The following is a 19,596-nucleotide window of genomic DNA, read 5'->3' on the forward strand; positions in this document are numbered from 1 at the left end:
ATAAAACCTCCCATTTGTAGCTGCTATTTTCTCTGCTATTCCGACGCGCGCCGCTCGGGGCGATTATTAATTTGCCTTAAATACGCCGCGCCTGCCAGAAGGCTTTGCGCCAGTAGACGTTGTCGAGCGAGGAGCGGATCACGCCCTGGCTGGTAGAGGCGTGAATAAAGGCGTTGTCGCTGTCGTAGATGCCGACGTGCAGGCCGTTTTCGCCCCGGCCAGTTTTAAAAAAGACCAGATCGCCCGGCTGCAGCTCATCCTTGCTGATGCGCGTGCCGATATCGCTCTGCGCCCGCGTGCTGCGCGGCAGCTGCAGATCGAACCTGTCGCGCATGGTGAGATAGACAAACCCCGAACAATCGACGCCGCCGCGGCTCATGCCGCCGTAGCGATACGGGGTGCCGCGCCACTGCCCCAGCTGCTCGTTGAGCTGCGCCACCACCATAATGGAATCCGACAGCCGGCCGTTGACCGGCGGCGCGCGGTGGCCGCTGCATCCCGCCAGTATCAGCACCAGTAAAATCACGCCCATCCGCATTCGCGCGCATCTCCTTTAATCGCAACGGCCTCACTCTAGCGTCAGGCGTGCAGCCTGGCAAGACGCGACGTTCAGGGTTGGATGGTCAGCAGCGGCTGGCCGTCCAGCTCCAGCTGGCGGAACGGAATCGCGTAGAGGTCGCTGAGGCGCTCGGGCGTGAGGATCGATGCGGCCGCGCCCTGTGCCACCACGCGACCCTGCGCCATCAGCCAGACGCTGTCGGCATGGCGCAGCGTATGGTTAAGATCGTGGCTGCTGGCGATGACGCAGACGCCAGCGCGCCGCAGCCCGACGATCAGGTTATGCACGGCATTTTGCTGGGCGACATCGAGTCCGGTCATCGGTTCGTCCAGCAGCAGCACTCGGCCCTGCGGATTGAGGGCGGGATCGATCTGGGCGAATGCCGCCGCCAGCCTGACGCGCTGCCACTCACCGCCCGACAGCTGCGTCAGCGGCCGCGCCAGCTTGTCCTGCAGCCGCAGCGTCTCCAGCAGCCCGCTCAGCGCCCCGTCCGCCCGCGCGTCGCTCAGGTGCAGACGCAGATAGTGGTAGACCGGCATAAAGCCGGGCGCTATCTGCTGCGGCAGCCAGGCGCGCACCCGCGCCAGCGCCGCTCCGCGCCATTCGCGCAGCGGGCGCTGCAGCAGTTGAATTTCCCCTTCGCCCGGGAGCATTCCCGCCATCAGCGCCAGCAGGCTGCTTTTGCCCGCGCCGTTAGGCCCCACCAGGTGCAGCAGCGTGCCGGCGCCCACTTCGGCGGAAAAAGGCGCCAGCCGTCCAGGAACGGCGGCGTCCTTAAGGCTCAGAACCATTTATTGCGCCAGCGCCTGCTGAATGCTCTGCTGGATAACGGCATCGTCCGGCGTCATATCCGGCGAGAAACGCTGAACTACATTGCCCTCGCGGTCAATCAGGAACTTTTCAAAATTCCATAGGATATCGCCAGGCGCTTTGGGCGCGCGGCCTTTGCTTGCCATGCGCTCGTAGAAGCCGCTGCCTTCCGGACGCACCGCCTCCGGCTGCGCCGCCACTAGCTGCGTGTAGAGCGGGTGGCGCGCCGGGCCGTTGACGTCGCCTTTGGCCAGCATGGGAAAGGTGACGCCGTAGGTGGTGCTGCAGAAGGTTTTGATCTCGTCGTTGCTGCCCGGCTCCTGCTCGAGGAACTGATTGCAGGGAAAACCGAGCACGCTAAAGCCCTGTGCCTGATACTGCTGCTGCAGCGCCTCCAGCTGCTCGTACTGCGGCGTAAGGCCGCATTTCGACGCCACGTTAACCACCAGCAGCACCTTGCCCTGCCACTGCTCCAGCATGGTTTTTTCGCCGTCGATGGTGGTTACTTCTGTTTGATAAAGGCTCATGAAAGTCTCCTGTAGAGGATGCAGAAAGCCAGCCGAAGCTAGCGCGAAGATTTGACTAACAGCGCGATAAACAGCGGCGCGCCGAGCGTGGCGGTCACCACGCCGATCGGCAGCTCCGCCGAGGTCAGCGCCAGGCGCGCGATAATGTCGGCGGCAAGCAGCACGCCCGCGCCCGCCAGCGCCGAGGTCGGCAGCAGATAGCGATGGTCGCTGATGCCGCTGAGCCGCAGCAGATGCGGGATCACCAGACCGACAAAACCGATCGCGCCCGCCATGGCGACGCTGACGCCCACCAGCCAGCCCATCGCCAGCACCAGCGCATTACGCCAGAAAAAAAGCGACAGGCCCAGCTGCTGCGCCGAGGTTTCGCCGAGCGCCAGCAGATTGAGCACCCGCGCGGTGGCGATCAGCCCAGCGGTAACCGGCAGCAGCGCCAGCATCATCCAGCCGTAGCGCCAGTCGATGCCGCTGAAGCCGCCCATCATCCAGTACATCAGCTGGCGCAGGTCGAGGCTGGTGCTGAAGTAGACCGCCCAGGTCATGATGGCGCTGCAGATGATGCCGAGCGCCACGCCGGTCAGCAGCAGCCGCGCGACGGAGAGCTGCCGGTGCGCGAAATGCAGCAGGATCAGCGTGATCAGCAACGCGCCCGCCATCGCCGCCAGGCTCAGGCTCCAGAGCGACCCGCTGCCGAACAGCACCCCCAGCACCAGGCCGATGCCGGCGCCGTTAGAGACGCCGAGCAGGCCTGGCTCCGCCAGCGGGTTGGTAAACAGCGCCTGCATCACCACGCCGCACACCGCCAGCGCCGCGCCGACCAGCACGACCGCCAGGGTGCGCGGCAGGCGCAGCTGCCAGACGAACAGCTGGCCGCTGTCGCTCAGCCACTGCGCTGGCGCGATCCAGCTATCGCCCGCGCACAGGCTGAGCACCATTAACGCCAGCAGAAGAAGGCACAGCGCCGTGAGCGCGCGACGGCTGCGGCGATCCGCCTGATAAGCAAGCTGATCCAGCAGGGACATAGTTGGGGATTCGTTGAGAAAACAGAGATTTGATTGTAGAGAGATTGGTGGAAAAAGAAAGGCTGGCATTGGCGGCGCCGTTGGGCGCCGCCTTGAGGGTTAGCCGTGCTCCGGGCGCGGCGGCAGCGGCTCGCCGTGCGGCTGACGCTCGCTGTGCGACGGATTATCGCGTTTCGCTACCGACCTGCCGCCTTCGGGGCGCTGCGCCTGCCAGCCGTTGCCGTTCCAGTAGCCGTGCGGCCCTTTCAGCCCGACGTTGCGGCCGTGGTGCGTCTGCCACCATTTCGCCGAGCGCCAGTCGTAGCCGTCCCAGTAGTAGCCGCGATGGTCGCGATCGCCGATATGGACGCTAACGCGCGGCGGATTGTCATGGTGCGGCGCATTGGCGCTCGCCAGCAGCGGCATCCCCAGCAGGAGGCTTAAAAACAGTGCATTTTTTTTCATCAGGGCGATCTCTTGTTGTCTCTCGCCGCAGTTATAGCAAAAGCGCCTCGCACGTCACTATCGGCGCAGGCGGATTTTCAGCTTATTTCCCGTATGCTTACAGAATGCTGACAGTATGAAGAGATGCGGCAGAAAGAGGAGAACGCGCACGGCGCGGAAATGAAAAAGGCCGCGTAAGCGGCCTTTTTAGAACACTGAAATCGGTCAGTCGTTATCTTTCGGGGAAGCGTTTTCGACGCGGCTTTTCAGCTTCTGACCCGGGCGGAACGTTACCACGCGGCGCGCAGTAATTGGAATATCTTCCCCCGTTTTTGGATTCCTGCCTGGACGCTGATTTTTATCGCGCAGGTCGAAATTACCAAACCCAGACAGTTTTACCTGTTCACCATTCTCCAGAGCGCGGCGAACCTCTTCAAAAAACAGCTCCACCAGCTCTTTTGCGTCGCGTTTGCTCAGCCCAAGCTTCTCAAACAGGTACTCTGACATTTCAGCTTTTGTAAGCGCCATAGGTTCAATCCCTCAAGGTTGCCTGGAATCGCTCTTTTAATGCCGCAACGCATTTGCCAACGGTCGCGGCAATCTCCTCTTCTTCGAGTGTCCGGCTGGTATCCTGCAAAATCAGGCTGATGGCGAGGCTCTTGAAACCCTCTTCAACACCCTTACCGCGGTACACGTCAAACAAGTTTACGCCAACTACCTGATTTACGCCAACTTTCTTACACTCGGCGATGATATCTGCTGCGGGGACGTTTTCAGCCACAACCACAGCGATATCGCGACGGTTCGCCGGGAAGCGTGAAATCTCGCGCGCTTCAGGCAGGACGCGGTCTGCGACCTTATTCCAAAGCAGTTCAAAGACTAAGGTGCGGCCGTTGAGATCCAGCTTACGTTCCAGCTCAGGATGAACCACCCCGATAAATCCGATTCGTTCTTCATGCAAATAAATCGCCGCGCTCTGCCCCGGATGCAGCGCCGGATTCGCTTCCGCGCGGAAGCGAATGTCGTCCAGCTTGCCGGTTAAATCGAGCAGCGATTCTAAATCGCCTTTCAAATCATAGAAGTCAACCGCCTGACGCGCCAGATCCCAGTGCTCTTCATTACGATTGCCGCTCAGCACGCCCGCCAGCATAAGATCCTGACGAATGCCTAAATTCGCCTGGGTATCAGGCACAAAGCGCAAACCGCTCTCAAACAGGCGCACGCGGCCCTGCTGGCGGTTCTGGTTGTAGACCACGGCGCTCAGCAGGCCGGTCCACAGCGACAGGCGCATCGCCGACATATCGCTGGAGATAGGGCTTGGCAGGATCAGCGCCTCTTCGCCCGGATGCAGCAGCTGCTGGATTTTCGGGTCGACGAAGCTGTAGGTGATCGCTTCCTGATAGCCTTTATCCACCAGCAGATTTTTCACGCGCTTCAGCGAGAGATCCGCCTCGCGATGCTGGGTCATCACCAGCCCCGCCTGCACCGGTACGTCCGGAATGTTGTTATAGCCGTAGATGCGGGCGACTTCTTCAATCAGATCTTCTTCAATCGCCATGTCGAAGCGCCAGCTTGGCGCGACCGCTTTCCACTCGCCCTGGCCTGGCGTCACCTCGCAGCCGAGACGCGTCAGGATGTCGGTCACCTGCTCGTCGGCGACGGCGTGGCCAATCAGGCGGTCCAGCTTCTCGCGGCGCAGCGTGATGGTGGCGCGCGGCGGCAGCGCCGCGTCGTGCGTCTGGTTGATAACCGGGCCGGCCTGGCCGCCGCAGATATCCAGCAGCAGCTGGGTCGCGCGCTCGATAGCCTTGTGCTGCAGCGCCGGATCGACGCCGCGCTCGTAGCGGTGCGAGGCGTCGGTGTGCAGGCCGTGACGGCGCGCGCGACCGGTAATCGCCAGCGGATCGAAATAGGCGCACTCGAACAAAATGTTCTGCGTCTCTTCGTTGACGCCGGAATGCTCGCCGCCGAAGATGCCGCCCATCGCCAGCGCTTTATGGTGATCGGCGATCACCAGCGTGTCGCTGTTGAGCTTCGCTTCGCTGCCGTCGAGCAGCGTCAGGGTTTCGCCCTCTTCCGCCATGCGCACCACGATGCCGCCGTCAATGCGGTCAAGGTCGAAAGCGTGCATCGGCTGGCCCAGCTCAAGCAGCACGTAGTTGGTGATATCTACCACCGGATCGATAGAGCGAATGCCGCAGCGGCGCAGCTTTTCACGCATCCAGAGCGGGGTAGCGGCTTTAACGTTGATGCCTTTCACCACGCGGCCGAGGTAGCGCGGGCAGGCGTCGGTGGCGTCGACGCGGATCGGGAAGGTATCGGAGATAGCGGCGGCCACCGGCTCGATTGACGGCGCGGTGAGCGGCAGACCGTTCAGCACCGCCACGTCGCGCGCAATGCCGATCATGCCGAGGCAGTCGGCGCGGTTCGGCGTAACGCTGATCTCAATGGTGTTGTCGTCGAGCTTCAGATAGTCGCGAATATCCGTACCGATGGGCGCATCGCCCGGCAGTTCGATAATGCCGCTGTGATCGTCGGAAATGCCCAGCTCGGAGAAAGAGCAAAGCATGCCTTCAGACGGCTCGCCGCGCAGCTTCGCCGCTTTAATTTTAAAATCGCCCGGCAGTACGGCGCCCACGGTAGCGACTGCTACCTTCAGGCCCTGACGGCAGTTCGGCGCGCCGCAGACGATATCCAGCAGGCGATCGCCGCCGACGTTGACCTTAGTGACGCGCAGCTTGTCGGCGTTCGGGTGCTGGCCGCACTCGACGACTTCGCCGACCACTACGCCGTGAAACGCGCCGGCAACCGGCTCCACGCCGTCCACTTCCAGACCGGCCATGGTGATCTGTTCAGAAAGGGCAGCGCTGTCCAGAGCCGGGTTTACCCATTCACGTAACCAGAGTTCACTGAATTTCATTGGATAACCTGCCCTTATTTAAATTGTTTGAGGAAACGTAAGTCATTTTCGAAGAAGGCGCGCAAGTCGGTGACGCCGTAGCGCAGCATGGTAAGACGCTCCATGCCCATGCCGAAGGCGAAGCCGGAGTAGATTTCCGGATCGATGCCAACGTTGCGTAATACGTTCGGATGCACCATGCCGCAGCCCAGCACTTCCAGCCATTTGCCGTTTTTGCCCATGACGTCCACTTCTGCCGAAGGTTCGGTGAACGGGAAATAGGAAGGACGGAAACGGATCTGCAAATCTTCCTCAAAGAAGTTGCGCAGGAAGTCGTGCAGCGTGCCTTTCAGGTTGGTGAAGCTGATGTTCTTGTCGACGATCAGCCCTTCCATCTGATGGAACATCGGGGTATGCGTCTGGTCGTAGTCGTTGCGATAGACGCGACCCGGCGCGATGATGCGAATCGGCGGCTGCTGGTTTTTCATGGTGCGGATCTGCACGCCGGAGGTCTGGGTGCGCAGCAGGCGCGTGGCGTCGAACCAGAAGGTGTCGTGATCGGCGCGCGCCGGGTGGTGGCCCGGGATATTCAGCGCGTCGAAGTTGTGGTAGTCATCCTCGATTTCCGGGCCGGTCACCACCGCGAAACCCAGCTCGCCGAAGAAGGTTTCGATGCGATCGATGGTGCGCGTGACTGGATGCAGACCGCCGTTTTCCGTGCGGCGTCCCGGCAGCGAGACGTCGATGGTCTCGGCGGCCAGACGGGCATTGAGCGCGGCGGATTCCAGCGTCTCTTTGCGCGCGTTCAGGCGCTCCTGCACCTGCTGCTTGGCGTCGTTGATCACCGCGCCCGCAGCCGGACGCTCTTCCGGCGGCAGCTCGCGCAGCGTGGTCATCAGCTGCGTCAGGTGGCCTTTTTTACCGGTATATTCGACGCGCACCGCGTCAAGGGTGGCGATATCCGTCGCCTCGTCGATAGCGGCTGTGGCGCGGGCCACCAGTTCTGCGAGTTGGGACATGGTTTCCTCTTCTTCCAGGCGGGCTGGTCATTTCTCGTTGGGACGTTGCCGTCATGCTTCGCCAGAAACACGAAAGCCTCCACGAGGGAGGCTTTCGGCGCGATTTTTCGTTTCTTTTCTATGCGCAAAAGCCCCTGAGTGTCAGGTGCTAAAGTAAAAAAAGAAACGGAAAATAGCAGCATTCATGCTTGCGTTACCTTGCTGTGACTCTGAGGGCACTATTGAAAAGCCCTGCGGTGAAAATGTCAATCTTTTGCTTGAGTTACAGGCAATAAAAAAGGGAGCAAGCTCCCTTTTTCATCTGACTTACGCCAGAGCTGATTTTGCTTTTTCGACCAGTGCGGTGAACGCCACTTTGTCGAATACAGCGATGTCAGCCAGGATCTTACGGTCAATTTCAATGGACGCTTTTTTCAGGCCATTGATGAAACGGCTGTAAGAAATGCCGTTCTGACGCGCTGCAGCGTTGATACGCGCAATCCACAGTTGACGGAACTGACGCTTACGTTGACGACGGTCACGGTAAGCATACTGACCAGCTTTGATAACAGCCTGGAAGGCAACGCGGTATACACGTGAACGTGCACCATAGTAGCCTTTAGCTTGTTTTAAGATTTTCTTGTGACGTGCGCGAGCAATTACACCACGTTTAACGCGAGCCATGTGAGCTCTCCTGTATCAATATTCTGTGATGCCTTTATCCCCTGCCGGCCAGCGGCCGTTATGCAGAGTCGTCGAGGCAGATTTATAAAAAAGTTAACTTATGCGTACGGCAGGCAGGCAACAACCAGACCCAGATCGCCTTTAGACACCATGCCTTTCGGGCGCAGGTGACGTTTACGCTTAGTTGATTTTTTAGTCAGAATATGACGCAGGTTTGCGTGCTTACGCTTGAAGCCGCCAGAAGCGGTCTTCTTGAAGCGCTTAGCGGCGCCACGTACAGTTTTAATCTTTGGCATTTTAAAAATATCCACTTCGCATTGTTAATAAAACGAATCAGACAGGCGAACAAAGAGCCGCACAGCGCGAACGCTGCGCGGTCGTTGCTACTTGAAAGCCTACTGTTTCTTCTTGGGAGCGAGCACCATGATCATCTGGCGGCCTTCGATCTTCGATGGGAAGGATTCGACCACTGCCAGTTCTGTCAGATCTTCTTTGACGCGGTTAAGCACTTCAATGCCGATCTGTTGGTGCGCCATCTCACGACCACGGAAACGCAGCGTGATTTTGGCTTTATCGCCTTCTTCCAGAAAACGAATCAGGCTGCGGAGTTTTACCTGATAGTCGCCTTCATCTGTGCCAGGACGGAATTTGATTTCCTTAACCTGGATAACTTTTTGCTTCTTCTTCTGTTCCTTAGAAGATTTGCTTTTTTCATAAAGGAACTTGCCGTAATCCATAATACGGCACACCGGCGGTTCGGCGTTGGGGCTGATTTCTACTAAATCAACACCCGCTTCTTCAGCTTTTTCAATAGCTTCGCGAAGGCTGACAATACCAATCTGTTCGCCATCCACGCCAGTTAAGCGTACTTCAGTGGCACGGATTTCACCGTTGATTCGATTCGGACGCGTCGGTTGTACTCGTTTTCCGCCTTTAATAACCTTATTCCTCTAATTGGTGAAGATTGCGGCTGCGAATCTCTTGTTGCAGCTTCTCAACAAACACATCGATGTCCATCGTCCCGAGGTCTTTACCGCGGCGGGTGCGAACGGCTACTTTGCCTGCTTCCACCTCTTTGTCACCGCAAACCAGCATGTAAGGGACGCGACGTAATGTGTGCTCGCGGATTTTAAAGCCTATCTTCTCGTTTCTCAAGTCTGCTTTCACACGAATGCCAGCATTCTGCAATTTGCGTGTCAACATGTCGACATATTCCGCCTGCACATCGGTGATATTCATCACCACCGCCTGCATCGGCGCCAGCCACGTCGGGAAGAACCCAGCGAACTCTTCGGTCAGGATGCCGATAAAGCGCTCCATCGAGCCAAGAATCGCGCGATGAATCATTACCGGGGTCTGACGGTCGTTGTTTTCGCCCACATAGGTGGCGTCCAGACGTTTTGGCAGGGAAAAGTCTAGCTGAACTGTGCCGCACTGCCAGGCGCGGTCGAGACAGTCATATAACGTAAATTCAATTTTCGGGCCGTAGAATGCACCTTCTCCGGGCTGGAATTCAAACGGAATTTCGTTTTCATTCAGCGCGGCGGCTAAATCTTCTTCAGCACGGTCCCACATTTCATCGGTGCCGATGCGCTTCTCAGGACGCGTGGAGAGCTTCACCACGATCTTTTCAAAGCCGAAGGTGCTGTACATGTCATAGACCATGCGAATACAGCTGTTCACTTCGTCGCGCACCTGATCTTCGGTACAGAAGACGTGGGCATCATCCTGCGTAAAGCCGCGTACGCGCATCAGGCCATGCAGCGCGCCTGACGGCTCGTTGCGGTGACAGCTACCGAACTCCGCCATGCGCAGCGGCAGATCGCGGTAGGACTTCAGGCCCTGATTGAAGATCTGTACGTGACCCGGACAGTTCATCGGCTTGATGCAGTATTCGCGGTTTTCAGAAGAGGTGGTGAACATCGCCTCTTTGTAGTTTTCCCAGTGCCCGGTTTTTTCCCACAGCACGCGGTCCATCATAAAGGGACCTTTCACTTCCTGGTACTGGTACTCTTTCAGCTTGCTGCGCACGAACACTTCCAGCTCGCGGAAGATGGTCCAGCCGTCATTATGCCAGAAAACCATGCCCGGCGCCTCTTCCTGCATATGGTAGAGGTCAAGCTGCTTGCCGATCTTGCGGTGGTCGCGCTTCGCCGCTTCTTCCAGACGCTGCAGGTAGGCGTTGAGCTGCTTCTTGTCCGCCCACGCGGTGCCGTAGATACGCTGCAGCATTTTATTGTTGCTGTCGCCGCGCCAGTAGGCGCCCGCGATTTTCTGCAGCTTGAAGTGGTGGCAGAAACGCATATTCGGCACGTGCGGACCGCGGCACATGTCGACATATTCTTCGTGATGATAGAGGCCAGGACGATCGTCATGGCTGATGTTCTCATCCAGAATCGCGATTTTATAGCTCTCGCCGCGCTCGGCGAACACCTCGCGCGCCTGCTGCCAGCTAACGACTTTTTTCACCACGTCGTAGTTGGTTTCGGCCAGCTGGTGCATGCGTTTTTCCAGCGCGTCGATATCTTCCTGCGTCAGGGTATGATCGAGATCGACGTCATAATAGAAGCCGTTGTCGATAACCGGACCGATCGCCATTTTCGTATTGGGCCACAGCTGCTTAATCGCGTGTCCCAGCAGATGCGCGCAGGAGTGGCGAATAATTTCCAGACCCGCTTCATCTTTAGCGGTAATGATGGCGACGGAGGCATCTTCGGTGATGGGATCGACCGCATCCACCAGCTGCCCATTAACGCGTCCGGCAATACAGGCTTTCGCCAGGCCAGGACCGATGTCCAGCGCAATATCCATCACGCTTACCGCGCGGTCATAACTGCGCTGGCTGCCATCAGGAAGAGTAATTACAGGCATTTAATATCCTTAATTGCAGTGGTAAGCCACACGAAAGCTTACATACAACATTGAGTAGAATTGATTGCCCGGCGCGATGTCAGACCCACATTGTCGGAATGACGCCGGGAATGGTAGTGCGCCGCTGATGATAACAGCTTTGAGCGATGAGCAAAACCCGCCCTCTCGCCGCTAAGTCGAGGAACAGACGAAAAAAAACCGCAGACGGGCTGCGGTCAGGAAGCGATGACGCCGTGAATTACATCGCGTAGGTCAGCATGATGCTGGTTTTGGTGTCGGTGCGATCGGGCGCGGACTCGGGCGGGTTGTTGTTCCAGGTCACGTTGTACGCCAGCTTCAGCGCAAAGTGATCATTGATGCCGACCTGCAGACCCGTTTCCGAGTTGACGGTAGTGTCTTCGCCAAAGCTGCTCAGCACAGATACGCCCTGAATGAACTTGGTGTTGTCGGTCAGCTGCCACTGATAGCTCAGCGCGCCGTAGCCCAGCGCTTTGGTTTCGCTGCCGCCGTCGTGGAAGTCGTCATAGCGCACGCCCGGACCAAATTCCGCACGCAGCGAATGAATCGGCCCGCTCAGGATCTGACGACCGTAACCGGCGGTCAGCACATCGCGCGAGTCATAGCCGTTAAAACGGTCGCTCAGCCAGCTCGCCTGACCAAACAGGTAGTCGAAGCTGTTGAGGTTGTAGCGCGAACGGCCGCCGATGCTGTAGGTTTCAGAAGAGCGCTCGTCGTTGGACGAGGTGTTCGCCGCGTTGCCCCACAGGCTGTAAGCCATAGAGCTCTGATACCACGTCATATTGGTTTGCGCAGTCAGCGAGGAGCTGGTGGTGTTGCCGGTCTGCGCCAGATAGCCTGCGGAGGCGCTGCCGTCGAACGGTTTTTTCGCCGTTGAAGGATCGTCCATCGCGGTGAAAACGGTGTTGTCCGCCAATGCCTGGTGGCAAAATGCGCCGGCGGAAAGCAAAAGAACGGCTGAGAGCTTGTGAAGCACTTTCATTTATTGTGACCCGTACGACAGTTTAAAAAACAGTGAGTGTGAAGAGTTTTCCCGGCCAATCAATGCAATTTACGGTAAATATTGTAAATAAATATTAACCTGCCTGAAACAGGCTTCATACACGCTATCCCGCTTGATTATTGGGAGTTTTCTCATTAACGGCGCGTATTATAGAGGGCGGCCAGCTGAAAAACAGCTGAGTTGCTACAAGATTTTTCTGACCGCCTCGTCAGGGGCTTTACTCTGGTTTACTTTTATTCCTGCCGTAATTAACCGCTTTATCCTGTTCATTATTCGCGCATTTTTTCGTCATGGTCTACGCTGAGCACAGTCATGCCGCACAGAGGTGAAACATGAGCGACGATCTTAAGCGTTACATTGTCACATTTCACTATCAGGAATCGGGCCTCGGCGATATTCAGGCGCTCAACAGCGCGATGATCGCCGCCGGCTTCAGCACCACGCTCAACGATGACCAGGGCCACCCGCATGAGCTGGGCACGAATAGCTTCGGCCTGGTCAGCGCCCTGCCGCAGGAGGAGCTGCAGCGCCAGGCCACTGCCGCAGGCGAAAGCGTGCTGCATCAGAAACCCGACGTCGCCGTAACGACGCTGGAGGCGTTTTTACGCGATGCGACGCCGTAGCCGCGCTCGCCATCCGTTCCGGTAAGCTGTGCGCAAGCGCGGGTTTTCAGCGATATTCACGCGATATAATCGTTTTTATGTCGCAGACCACTCTGACTGACACCGCAGCCTGACAGGTTAAAAGAGGATCGCCCAATGTGGAACGCTATTAGTCGTCTGTTAAGCGAACAGTTTGGCCATGCCGAAATTACCGAACGCCACGAGCTTCCCGGCGGCGACGTTCATCCCGCCTGGCGCTTGCGCTATGGCGAGCATGAGGTCTTTATGAAGTGCAACAGCCGCGAGATGCTCACCCTTTTCACCTGGGAAGCCGATCAGCTGGCGCTGCTGGCGCGCACCCAAAGCGTGCGCGTGCCGGCGGTCTACGGCGTCGGGCACCATCGCGATCAGAGCTTTTTGCTGCTGGAGTATATCGCGCCGCAGCCGCTGGACGCGGAAAACGCTTTTCAGCTGGGCCAGCAGCTGGCGCGCCTGCATCAGTGGAGCGAACAGGCGCAGTTCGGCCTCGACTTCGACAACAACATTACCACCACGCCCCAGCCCAACAGCTGGCTGCGCCGCTGGTCGGTTTTCTTTGCGGAGCAGCGCATCGGCTGGCAGCTGCAGCTGGCGGAAGAGAAAGGCATCGCCTACGGCAATACGGAAGAGATCGTTAACTGCGTGCAGCGCGCGCTGGCCACGCACCAGCCGCAGCCTTCCCTGCTGCATGGCGATCTCTGGCCGGCCAACTGCGCCGGCAGCGCCAGCGGTCCCTGGCTGTTCGATCCCGCCTGCTACTGGGGCGACCGCGAATGCGACCTGGCGATGCTCGGCTGGTTTCCCGATCTGCCGCGACAGATCTATGAGGGCTATCAGTCGGTCTGGCCGCTGCCGGACGGCTTCTCGCAGCGGCAGCCGGTCTACCAGCTCTACTACCTGCTTAACCGCGCCAACGTCTTCGGCGGCAGCTGGTTGAGCGAGGCGCGCTTCGCCGTCGCGCGCCTGCTGGAAGAGGACGCGCTGGCGCAGCGTCAGGCCAGACCGGCCTGACGCGTTAAAGAAAGCCGAGCAGCGACAGCACGAAGTAACCGGCGACGGCGATCACCACCGGCAGGATATAGAGCGGAAAGATTTGCAGGAAAATCGTGTGGTGCGGCACGCGGATTTTCTCTTCCAGCTGCTGGCGCGTGCGGGCGTCGCTGCCGCGCGCCTGCTCAAGAATCAGCTGATCCTCAATGCCCTCTTTAATATGGCGCGCCTGACGCGCCATGCGCGAACCGGACGCTTCCAGCGCCAGACCGACGAAAATCAGAATATAGATAATCCAGAAGCCGATATTCATCTGACCGTGAAACTCCGGCACCGGCGAGTTACGCCAGAAGAAGCCGAGGAACGGCGTATTGAAGCGGATCATATCGACGATGACATGGACAAAATCGAGCATCACGGCGTCGATGCCCGGTTGTTTTTCGCTGTGCCTGAACATAAAGCCCAGCACTGAAATCACGGTCGACAGCAGCGCGAGCAAAAAGATCGCCCAGCCAGCCACTCGCTTAAGGATGGCAATGCGGCCAGCCTGTTGATAAGTCATGGTATCTCCTGTACCTGAATCCCGTTTGCAGCCAGTCTACCTGCCTGTGGTTTTTATTTCCCGTAAAAAGCGCCGCCCGCGCCACTTTCGCGGCGCGCGCCAGCCCATGATAAGGTAGCGCAAATTCTACAAGGAGCCAGCCGATGAGTTATACCCGCCCCGTTTATGCCGCCCTGTTTGATATGGATGGCCTGATTATCGACTCCGAACCGCTGTGGGATCAGGCAGAACTGGATATCTTCGCCACGCTCAACGTCGATCTGTCGCGCCGCAGCGAGCTGCCGGACACGCTCGGTCTGCGCATCGATCAGGTGGTGCGCATGTGGTATGAAACCCTGCCCTGGTCAGGCCCGGATCAGCAGACGGTCACGGCGCGCATTATCGCGCGCGCGCTGGCGTTGATTGAGGAGCAGCGGCCGCTGCTGCCTGGAGTGAAACAGGCGCTCCAGCTCTGTCGCCAGCGCGGGCTGAAAACCGGTCTGGTCTCCGCCTCGCCGCTGATGATGCTGGAGCGCGTGCTGGCGCTGTTTGACCTGCGCGATGATTTCGACGTGCTGGTCTCCGCCGAGGCGCTGCCCTACAGCAAACCGCATCCGCAGGTCTATCTCGACGCCGCCGCGCGGCTGGACGTCGATCCGCTCAACTGCGTGACGCTGGAGGATTCGGTTAACGGCATGATCGCCACTAAAGCGGCGCGCATGCGTTCCGTGGTGGTGCCGCCCGCCGCGCTGCGCGAGGATCCGCGCTGGTCGCTGGCCAACGTAAAGCTGGACGATCTGACCCAGCTAACCGCAGCGCATCTGCTGGGCGATTCCGCACGCTAAACCCTGTGCGACGACGCGAACGCGCCGCCTGTTCGAACCCGCCCGCCGCCGGCGGGTTTTTCTTTGCGGCATGATCCTCCTCTCAAATAAATAAAACAGCGTTTCATTTTTATTGAATTGATCTCTCACTCCTCCTAAGATGCCCTCAGACGCCCTGCGGGGCCTATGCACCTGTTTCGCCAGAGGGGACCAGAATGGACGTTCGTCAAAGCATTCACAGCGAGCATGCCCGTCAGCTCGACACCGCCGCGCTGCGCCGCGAATTTCTGATTGAAAAGATCTTTGAAGCCGACCGCTATACGCTCACCTACAGCCATATCGACCGCATTATTATCGGCGGCGTGATGCCGGTCGCCGACGGCGTGACCTTCGGCAACGAGATGGGCAAACAGCTGGGCGTCAGCTACTTCCTGGAGCGCCGCGAGCTGGGCGTTATCAATATCGGCGGGCCAGGCACCATCGAGGTAGACGGCAAGGTCTGGGAGATCGGAACGGAAGAGGCGCTTTACGTCGGCAAAGGCGCCCAGACGCTGAGCTTCCGCAGCAGCGACGCCTCACGTCCGGCGAAGTTCTATTTCAACAGCGCGCCCGCGCACAGCCGCTTTCCCGATAAAAAAGTCGGCAAAGAGGACGCGGTTCGCACCACGCTGGGCGATGCGGCGACCTCAAACCGCCGCACCATCAATAAATATCTGGTGCCGGACGTGCTGCCGACCTGTCAGCTCACCATGGGCCTGACCCGCCTGGACGAAGGCAACCTGTGGAACACCATGCCGTGCCACACCCGCGAACGTCGCATGGAGGTCTACTTCTACTTTGATATGAACCCGGACAGCGCGGTGTTTCATATGATGGGCCAGCCGCAGGAGACGCGTCATCTGCTGGTGCATAACGAACAGGCGGTTATCTCGCCCAGCTGGTCGATTCATGCCGGCGTCGGCACCGAACGCTACACCTTTATCTGGGGCATGGTCGGCGAGAATCAGGTATTCGACGACATGGATCATGTCAACATCCGCGATCTGCGCTAACAAAGGAGGCGCTCTCATGATACTCAACGCATTTAATCTGGAAGGGAAAATCGCGCTGGTCACCGGCTGCAACACCGGGCTCGGCCAGGGGATGGCGCTGGGGCTGGCGCAGGCCGGCTGCGATATCGTCGGCGTCAACCGCGAGGATCCCACGGAAACGCAGCAGCGCGTCGAAGCGCTAGGCCGTCGCTTCTGGTCGCTGCAGGCGGATCTTATCCGCACCGAACAGGTGCCGGGCGTGGTGGAGAAAGCCGTGGCCGCCGCAGGCAAAATCGACATTCTGGTCAACAACGCCGGGATTATCCGCCGTGAAGACGCGCTGAACTTCAGCGAACAGGACTGGGATGACGTCATGAACATCAACAGTAAGAGCGTCTTCTTTCTGTCGCAGCAGGTGGCGCGCCAGTTTATCGCACAGGGCCAGGGCGGCAAAATTATCAACATCGCCTCGATGCTCTCTTTCCAGGGCGGCATTCGCGTTCCCTCCTACACGGCGTCAAAAAGCGCGGTGATGGGCCTGACGCGACTGATGGCGAACGAGTGGGCGAAACACGGCATCAACGTTAACGCCATTGCGCCGGGCTATATGGCGACCAACAATACCGAACAGCTGCGCAGCGACGAAAGCCGCAGCGCCGAGATCCTCGGACGCATCCCCGCCGCGCGCTGGGGCGTGCCGGAAGATATGATGGGGCCGGTGGTTTTCCTCGCCTCTTCAGCCTCTGACTATGTCAACGGCTACACGCTGGCGGTCGACGGCGGCTGGCTGGCGCGCTAGCGTCTCGCAGGTCATAAGTCGTGGCCTGATAGCCTGCGTTCTCTGTCTGCGGCTGACAAACACGACGAAACGGCGGCGCAATGCCGCCGTTTCGCTAAAAAAATTCACGCTTCGTTACAGCGTCACAACTTCTCATTTACTGGATAAATCCCTATACTGGATGCATCGACAGTTTGCAGCCAGGTTTTATCATGACGGGCGAAGGCCACGTAATTTTCGCTATTGCCACCGCTATTTTCGCTAAGCGCGCGGAGCTGACGCCCGTGCTGGCGCAGGCCGACTGGTGGCATCTTATCCCTGCCACGCTGCTTACCTGCCTGCTACCCGATATTGACCACCCCAAATCTTTGCTCGGCCAGAGGCTAAAGTGGCTCTCCTATCCAATAGCACGCGCGTTTGGTCACCGGGGCTTTACCCACAGCCTGCTGGCCGTTGCGGCCAGCCTGTGGCTGTTTCAGATAAACGTACCCGATGACTGGCTGCTGCCCGCTGACGTACTACAGGGAATGACGCTGGGTTATCTCAGCCATATCGTTGCCGATATGCTGACGCCCGCCGGCGTGCCGCTGCTGTGGCCGTGCCGCTGGCGCTTTCGTCTGCCGATCCTGAGAAGCCAGAAAGGCAACCAGCTTGAGCGCACGCTCTGCCTGATACTGGTCGGCTGTTCGCTGTGGTTTCCGGCAGGCGCGCCCTCATTTGGTGCGCAGGGTTGGACCTCTCAGCTGTTCGATACGCTACAAAATGGCGTCTCTCGCCTGATTTCCACCCAAAAAGCGCATTAAAGCAGCAGAAAACGCCGTCTGGTTATAAGGCATTCCATTTGGATATAAGTCGACGCCCGAGTGAGCTGGTAACATACCGCCACTTAATTCGTGCGTCACAATATCTGGCGTTTCGGCGCTAATAGCTGTCGCCGGGCGTGTCTTTCGGGAGCCAACATGGATCTACCTCTGATTCTCAATCTCGCAGCCTTCGTCGCGCTGCTGCTGCTGCTGTCGCGCCTCGGCCGTGATAGCTGGAGCCTGTCGAAAAAAGTGCTGGTCGGTCTGGTGATCGGCGTGCTGTTCGGCCTGGCGCTGCAAACCATTTACGGCGCGCAGAGCGACGTGCTGAAGACCTCTATTAGCTGGTTCAATATCGTGGGCAACGGCTACGTGCAGCTGCTGCAGATGATCGTGATGCCGCTGGTGTTCGCCTCGATCCTCAGCGCCGTCGCGCGCCTTCATAACGCCTCGTCGCTGGGCAAAATCAGCCTGCTCACTATCGGCGTGCTGTTGTTTACCACCGCGATCTCCGCGCTGGTCGGCGTTCTGGTCACCGGCCTGTTCCACCTCAGCGCCGAGGGGCTGGTGCAGGGAGCGCAGGAGAGCGCGCGTCTTGCCGCAATCCAGAGCAACTACGCGGGCAAAGTGGCGGACCTCACCGTACCGCAGCTGCTGCTCTCTTTCGTGCCGAAAAATCCGTTTGCCGATCTGACCGGCGCCAGCCCAACCTCGATCATCAGCGTAGTGATCTTCGCCGCCTTCCTCGGCGTGGCCGCGCTGCAGCTGCTGAAGGATGACGAAGCCAAAGGCCAGCGCGTGCTGGTGGCGATCGATACCCTGCAGTCCTGGGTGATGAAGCTGGTGCGTTTGATCATGAAGCTGACCCCCTACGGCGTGCTGGCGCTGATGACCAAAGTGGTCGCCGGTTCCAACCTGCAGGACATTATCAAGCTGGGGGGTTTCGTCGTCGCCTCCTACCTGGGTCTGGCGATTATGTTCGGCGTGCACGCGCTGCTGCTGTCGGTTAACGGCATCAACCCGCTGCGCTTCTTCCGCAAGGTCTGGCCGGTGATCACTTTCGCCTTCACCAGCCGCTCCAGCGCCGCAAGCATTCCGCTTAACGTGGAAACTCAGACGCGTCGCCTGGGCGTACCGGAATCGATCGCCAGCTTCTCCGCCTCTTTCGGCGCGACAATTGGTCAGAACGGCTGCGCAGGCCTCTACCCAACCATGCTGGCAGTGATGGTTGCGCCGACCGTCGGCATTAACCCGTTCGATCCAGTCTGGATCGCCACGCTGGTGGGTATGGTTACGCTGAGCTCGGCAGGCGTGGCGGGCGTAGGCGGCGGCGCGACCTTCGCCGCGCTGATCGTGCTGCCGGCGATGGGTCTGCCGGTGACGCTGGTCGCTCTGCTGATCTCAATCGAACCGCTGATCGATATGGGCCGTACCGCGCTCAATGTCAACGGCTCGATGACCGCTGGCTCCCTCACCAGCCGCTGGCTCGGCATGACCGACAAATCGGTGCTGGAGAGTGACGAGCACGCGGAGCTGGCGCACCGCTAAGCGCGCGTTGTATGACGATAAACCGGGCCATCGCGCCCGGTTTTTTTATGTCCGCGCTTCACAATCCGCCCCCTTTATGGCGACGCCGTTAAGAAAGCGTTAAGCGTGGTAAAGAGAGGAAAAAGTCGCGCCTCTGCGCTTGTTTTCACAGCGTAAAAAGAGAATGCTTCAGGCAGTTATCGCAGGAGAAAACCCATGAAAAAAGTTATCGCCTCGCTGCTGGCGTTAACGCTGTTGTCGCCAGCGCTTGTCTCTGCTCACCCCGGCGGCTGGGGTCCCGGCCCGGGTCCACACTGGGGCGGCCACGGCCGCGGCTGGGGCGGTCCAGGCCCGCTGCACTTTTTGCCGGAGGCGGCGACCGCGGTGCTGATCGGTGGCTTGACCTACTACATGCTCAACGGCGCTTACTATCAGCGTCAGGGCGAAAATTATGTGGTGGTGCAGCCGCCAGCCGAGCCGGACGGCGCGCTGCGCGTGCTCGACTTTAACGGCCGTCGTTTTTACGTGCAGGAGGGCCACTACTATCAGCGCGATATCAGCGGCAACTATATCGAGGTGCCGCGTCCCGCAGGACTCTGAGCAGCCATAACGAAAAACGGCCCGTCAATGACGGGCCGTTTGCTTTC

23 protein-coding genes are annotated in these 19,596 nt (G+C 59.0%); 8 read left to right on the plus strand and 15 right to left on the minus strand.

The window, feature by feature from the left end:
- Positions 1-76 precede the first annotated feature (76 nt).
- From JS46_RS02435 to JS46_RS02495, 14 genes are all read right to left on the minus strand, one after another.
- Positions 77-538 (minus strand): C40 family peptidase, encoded by a 462-nt coding sequence (locus JS46_RS02435; protein WP_033747504.1) that lies wholly within the window; start codon positions 536-538, stop codon positions 77-79.
- Positions 539-609: 71 nt separating this feature from the next.
- Positions 610-1,350 carry a vitamin B12 ABC transporter ATP-binding protein BtuD gene (gene btuD, locus JS46_RS02440; protein WP_033747507.1) on the minus strand — a complete coding sequence of 247 codons (741 nt, stop codon included), beginning with the start codon at positions 1,348-1,350 and terminating at the stop codon, positions 610-612.
- Positions 1,351-1,896 carry a glutathione peroxidase gene (locus JS46_RS02445; protein WP_033747509.1) on the minus strand — a complete coding sequence of 182 codons (546 nt, stop codon included), beginning with the start codon at positions 1,894-1,896 and terminating at the stop codon, positions 1,351-1,353.
- Between the two features lie 38 nt (positions 1,897-1,934).
- Positions 1,935-2,918, minus strand: a complete 984-nt coding sequence (gene btuC / locus JS46_RS02450) for a vitamin B12 ABC transporter permease BtuC (RefSeq protein WP_033747513.1) — start codon at positions 2,916-2,918, stop codon at positions 1,935-1,937.
- A gap of 99 nt (positions 2,919-3,017) precedes the next feature.
- Complete coding sequence (locus JS46_RS02455) at positions 3,018-3,362, minus strand: DUF2502 domain-containing protein (RefSeq protein WP_033747515.1); 345 nt, start codon at positions 3,360-3,362, stop codon at positions 3,018-3,020.
- 204 nt (positions 3,363-3,566) lie between these two features.
- Positions 3,567-3,869, minus strand: coding sequence for an integration host factor subunit alpha (gene ihfA, locus JS46_RS02460; protein WP_033747517.1), 303 nt, complete (start codon positions 3,867-3,869; stop codon positions 3,567-3,569).
- Positions 3,870-3,873: 4 nt separating this feature from the next.
- Complete coding sequence (gene pheT, locus JS46_RS02465) at positions 3,874-6,261, minus strand: phenylalanine--tRNA ligase subunit beta (protein WP_033747518.1); 2,388 nt, start codon at positions 6,259-6,261, stop codon at positions 3,874-3,876.
- A gap of 14 nt (positions 6,262-6,275) precedes the next feature.
- Positions 6,276-7,259: a phenylalanine--tRNA ligase subunit alpha gene (pheS, locus tag JS46_RS02470; protein ID WP_033747521.1), complete on the minus strand. Its 984-nt coding sequence runs from the start codon at positions 7,257-7,259 to the stop codon at positions 6,276-6,278.
- Positions 7,260-7,400: 141 nt separating this feature from the next.
- Entirely contained in the window at positions 7,401-7,445 is a 45-nt protein-coding gene (gene pheM, locus JS46_RS24420) for a pheST operon leader peptide PheM (RefSeq protein ID WP_001386830.1), read from the minus strand.
- Between the two features lie 120 nt (positions 7,446-7,565).
- Positions 7,566-7,922 carry a 50S ribosomal protein L20 gene (gene rplT / locus JS46_RS02475; RefSeq protein WP_010616241.1) on the minus strand — a complete coding sequence of 119 codons (357 nt, stop codon included), beginning with the start codon at positions 7,920-7,922 and terminating at the stop codon, positions 7,566-7,568.
- 98 nt (positions 7,923-8,020) lie between these two features.
- The gene (gene rpmI / locus JS46_RS02480) at positions 8,021-8,218 is read right to left on the minus strand and encodes a 50S ribosomal protein L35 (protein WP_006118955.1); all 198 of its coding nucleotides are present in this window, start codon (positions 8,216-8,218) and stop codon (positions 8,021-8,023) included.
- A 99-nt stretch (positions 8,219-8,317) separates the two neighbouring features.
- On the minus strand, positions 8,318-8,860 hold the full coding sequence (gene infC / locus JS46_RS02485; RefSeq protein WP_033747527.1) for a translation initiation factor IF-3: 543 nt from the start codon (positions 8,858-8,860) through the stop codon (positions 8,318-8,320).
- Positions 8,861-8,864: 4 nt separating this feature from the next.
- Positions 8,865-10,793, minus strand: coding sequence for a threonine--tRNA ligase (thrS, locus tag JS46_RS02490; RefSeq protein ID WP_033747529.1), 1,929 nt, complete (start codon positions 10,791-10,793; stop codon positions 8,865-8,867).
- 238 nt (positions 10,794-11,031) lie between these two features.
- Positions 11,032-11,793 (minus strand): YdiY family protein, encoded by a 762-nt coding sequence (locus JS46_RS02495; protein WP_033747531.1) that lies wholly within the window; start codon positions 11,791-11,793, stop codon positions 11,032-11,034.
- A 353-nt stretch (positions 11,794-12,146) separates the two neighbouring features.
- On the opposite strand from JS46_RS02495, the gene ghoS reads away from it, so the two are divergent.
- Positions 12,147-12,437 (plus strand): type V toxin-antitoxin system endoribonuclease antitoxin GhoS, encoded by a 291-nt coding sequence (ghoS, locus tag JS46_RS02500; protein WP_033747533.1) that lies wholly within the window; start codon positions 12,147-12,149, stop codon positions 12,435-12,437.
- 135 nt (positions 12,438-12,572) lie between these two features.
- Positions 12,573-13,466, plus strand: a complete 894-nt coding sequence (locus JS46_RS02505) for a fructosamine kinase family protein (RefSeq protein ID WP_033747536.1) — start codon at positions 12,573-12,575, stop codon at positions 13,464-13,466.
- Between the two features lie 4 nt (positions 13,467-13,470).
- Here the strand turns inward: JS46_RS02505 and JS46_RS02510 are convergent, their stop codons facing one another.
- Positions 13,471-14,007, minus strand: coding sequence for a YniB family protein (locus tag JS46_RS02510; RefSeq protein ID WP_033747537.1), 537 nt, complete (start codon positions 14,005-14,007; stop codon positions 13,471-13,473).
- A 143-nt stretch (positions 14,008-14,150) separates the two neighbouring features.
- On the opposite strand from JS46_RS02510, the gene hxpB reads away from it, so the two are divergent.
- From hxpB to JS46_RS02540, 6 genes are all read left to right on the plus strand, one after another.
- Entirely contained in the window at positions 14,151-14,831 is a 681-nt protein-coding gene (hxpB, locus tag JS46_RS02515; protein WP_033747541.1) for a hexitol phosphatase HxpB, read from the plus strand.
- A 194-nt stretch (positions 14,832-15,025) separates the two neighbouring features.
- Positions 15,026-15,862, plus strand: a complete 837-nt coding sequence (gene kduI, locus JS46_RS02520; protein WP_033747543.1) for a 5-dehydro-4-deoxy-D-glucuronate isomerase — start codon at positions 15,026-15,028, stop codon at positions 15,860-15,862.
- 16 nt (positions 15,863-15,878) lie between these two features.
- Positions 15,879-16,640 (plus strand): 2-dehydro-3-deoxy-D-gluconate 5-dehydrogenase KduD, encoded by a 762-nt coding sequence (kduD, locus tag JS46_RS02525; RefSeq protein WP_033747547.1) that lies wholly within the window; start codon positions 15,879-15,881, stop codon positions 16,638-16,640.
- Positions 16,641-16,831: 191 nt separating this feature from the next.
- The gene (locus JS46_RS02530) at positions 16,832-17,422 is read left to right on the plus strand and encodes a metal-dependent hydrolase (RefSeq protein ID WP_033747549.1); all 591 of its coding nucleotides are present in this window, start codon (positions 16,832-16,834) and stop codon (positions 17,420-17,422) included.
- 156 nt (positions 17,423-17,578) lie between these two features.
- On the plus strand, positions 17,579-18,970 hold the full coding sequence (locus tag JS46_RS02535; RefSeq protein WP_033747552.1) for an L-cystine transporter: 1,392 nt from the start codon (positions 17,579-17,581) through the stop codon (positions 18,968-18,970).
- 195 nt (positions 18,971-19,165) lie between these two features.
- The gene (locus tag JS46_RS02540; RefSeq protein ID WP_033747555.1) at positions 19,166-19,549 is read left to right on the plus strand and encodes a DUF6515 family protein; all 384 of its coding nucleotides are present in this window, start codon (positions 19,166-19,168) and stop codon (positions 19,547-19,549) included.
- The last annotated feature ends 47 nt before the right edge of the window (positions 19,550-19,596 follow it).

The sequence above is a fragment of the Pantoea sp. NGS-ED-1003 genome (assembly GCF_000738765.1).
Lineage (GTDB): Bacteria > Pseudomonadota > Gammaproteobacteria > Enterobacterales > Enterobacteriaceae > Pantoea > Pantoea septica.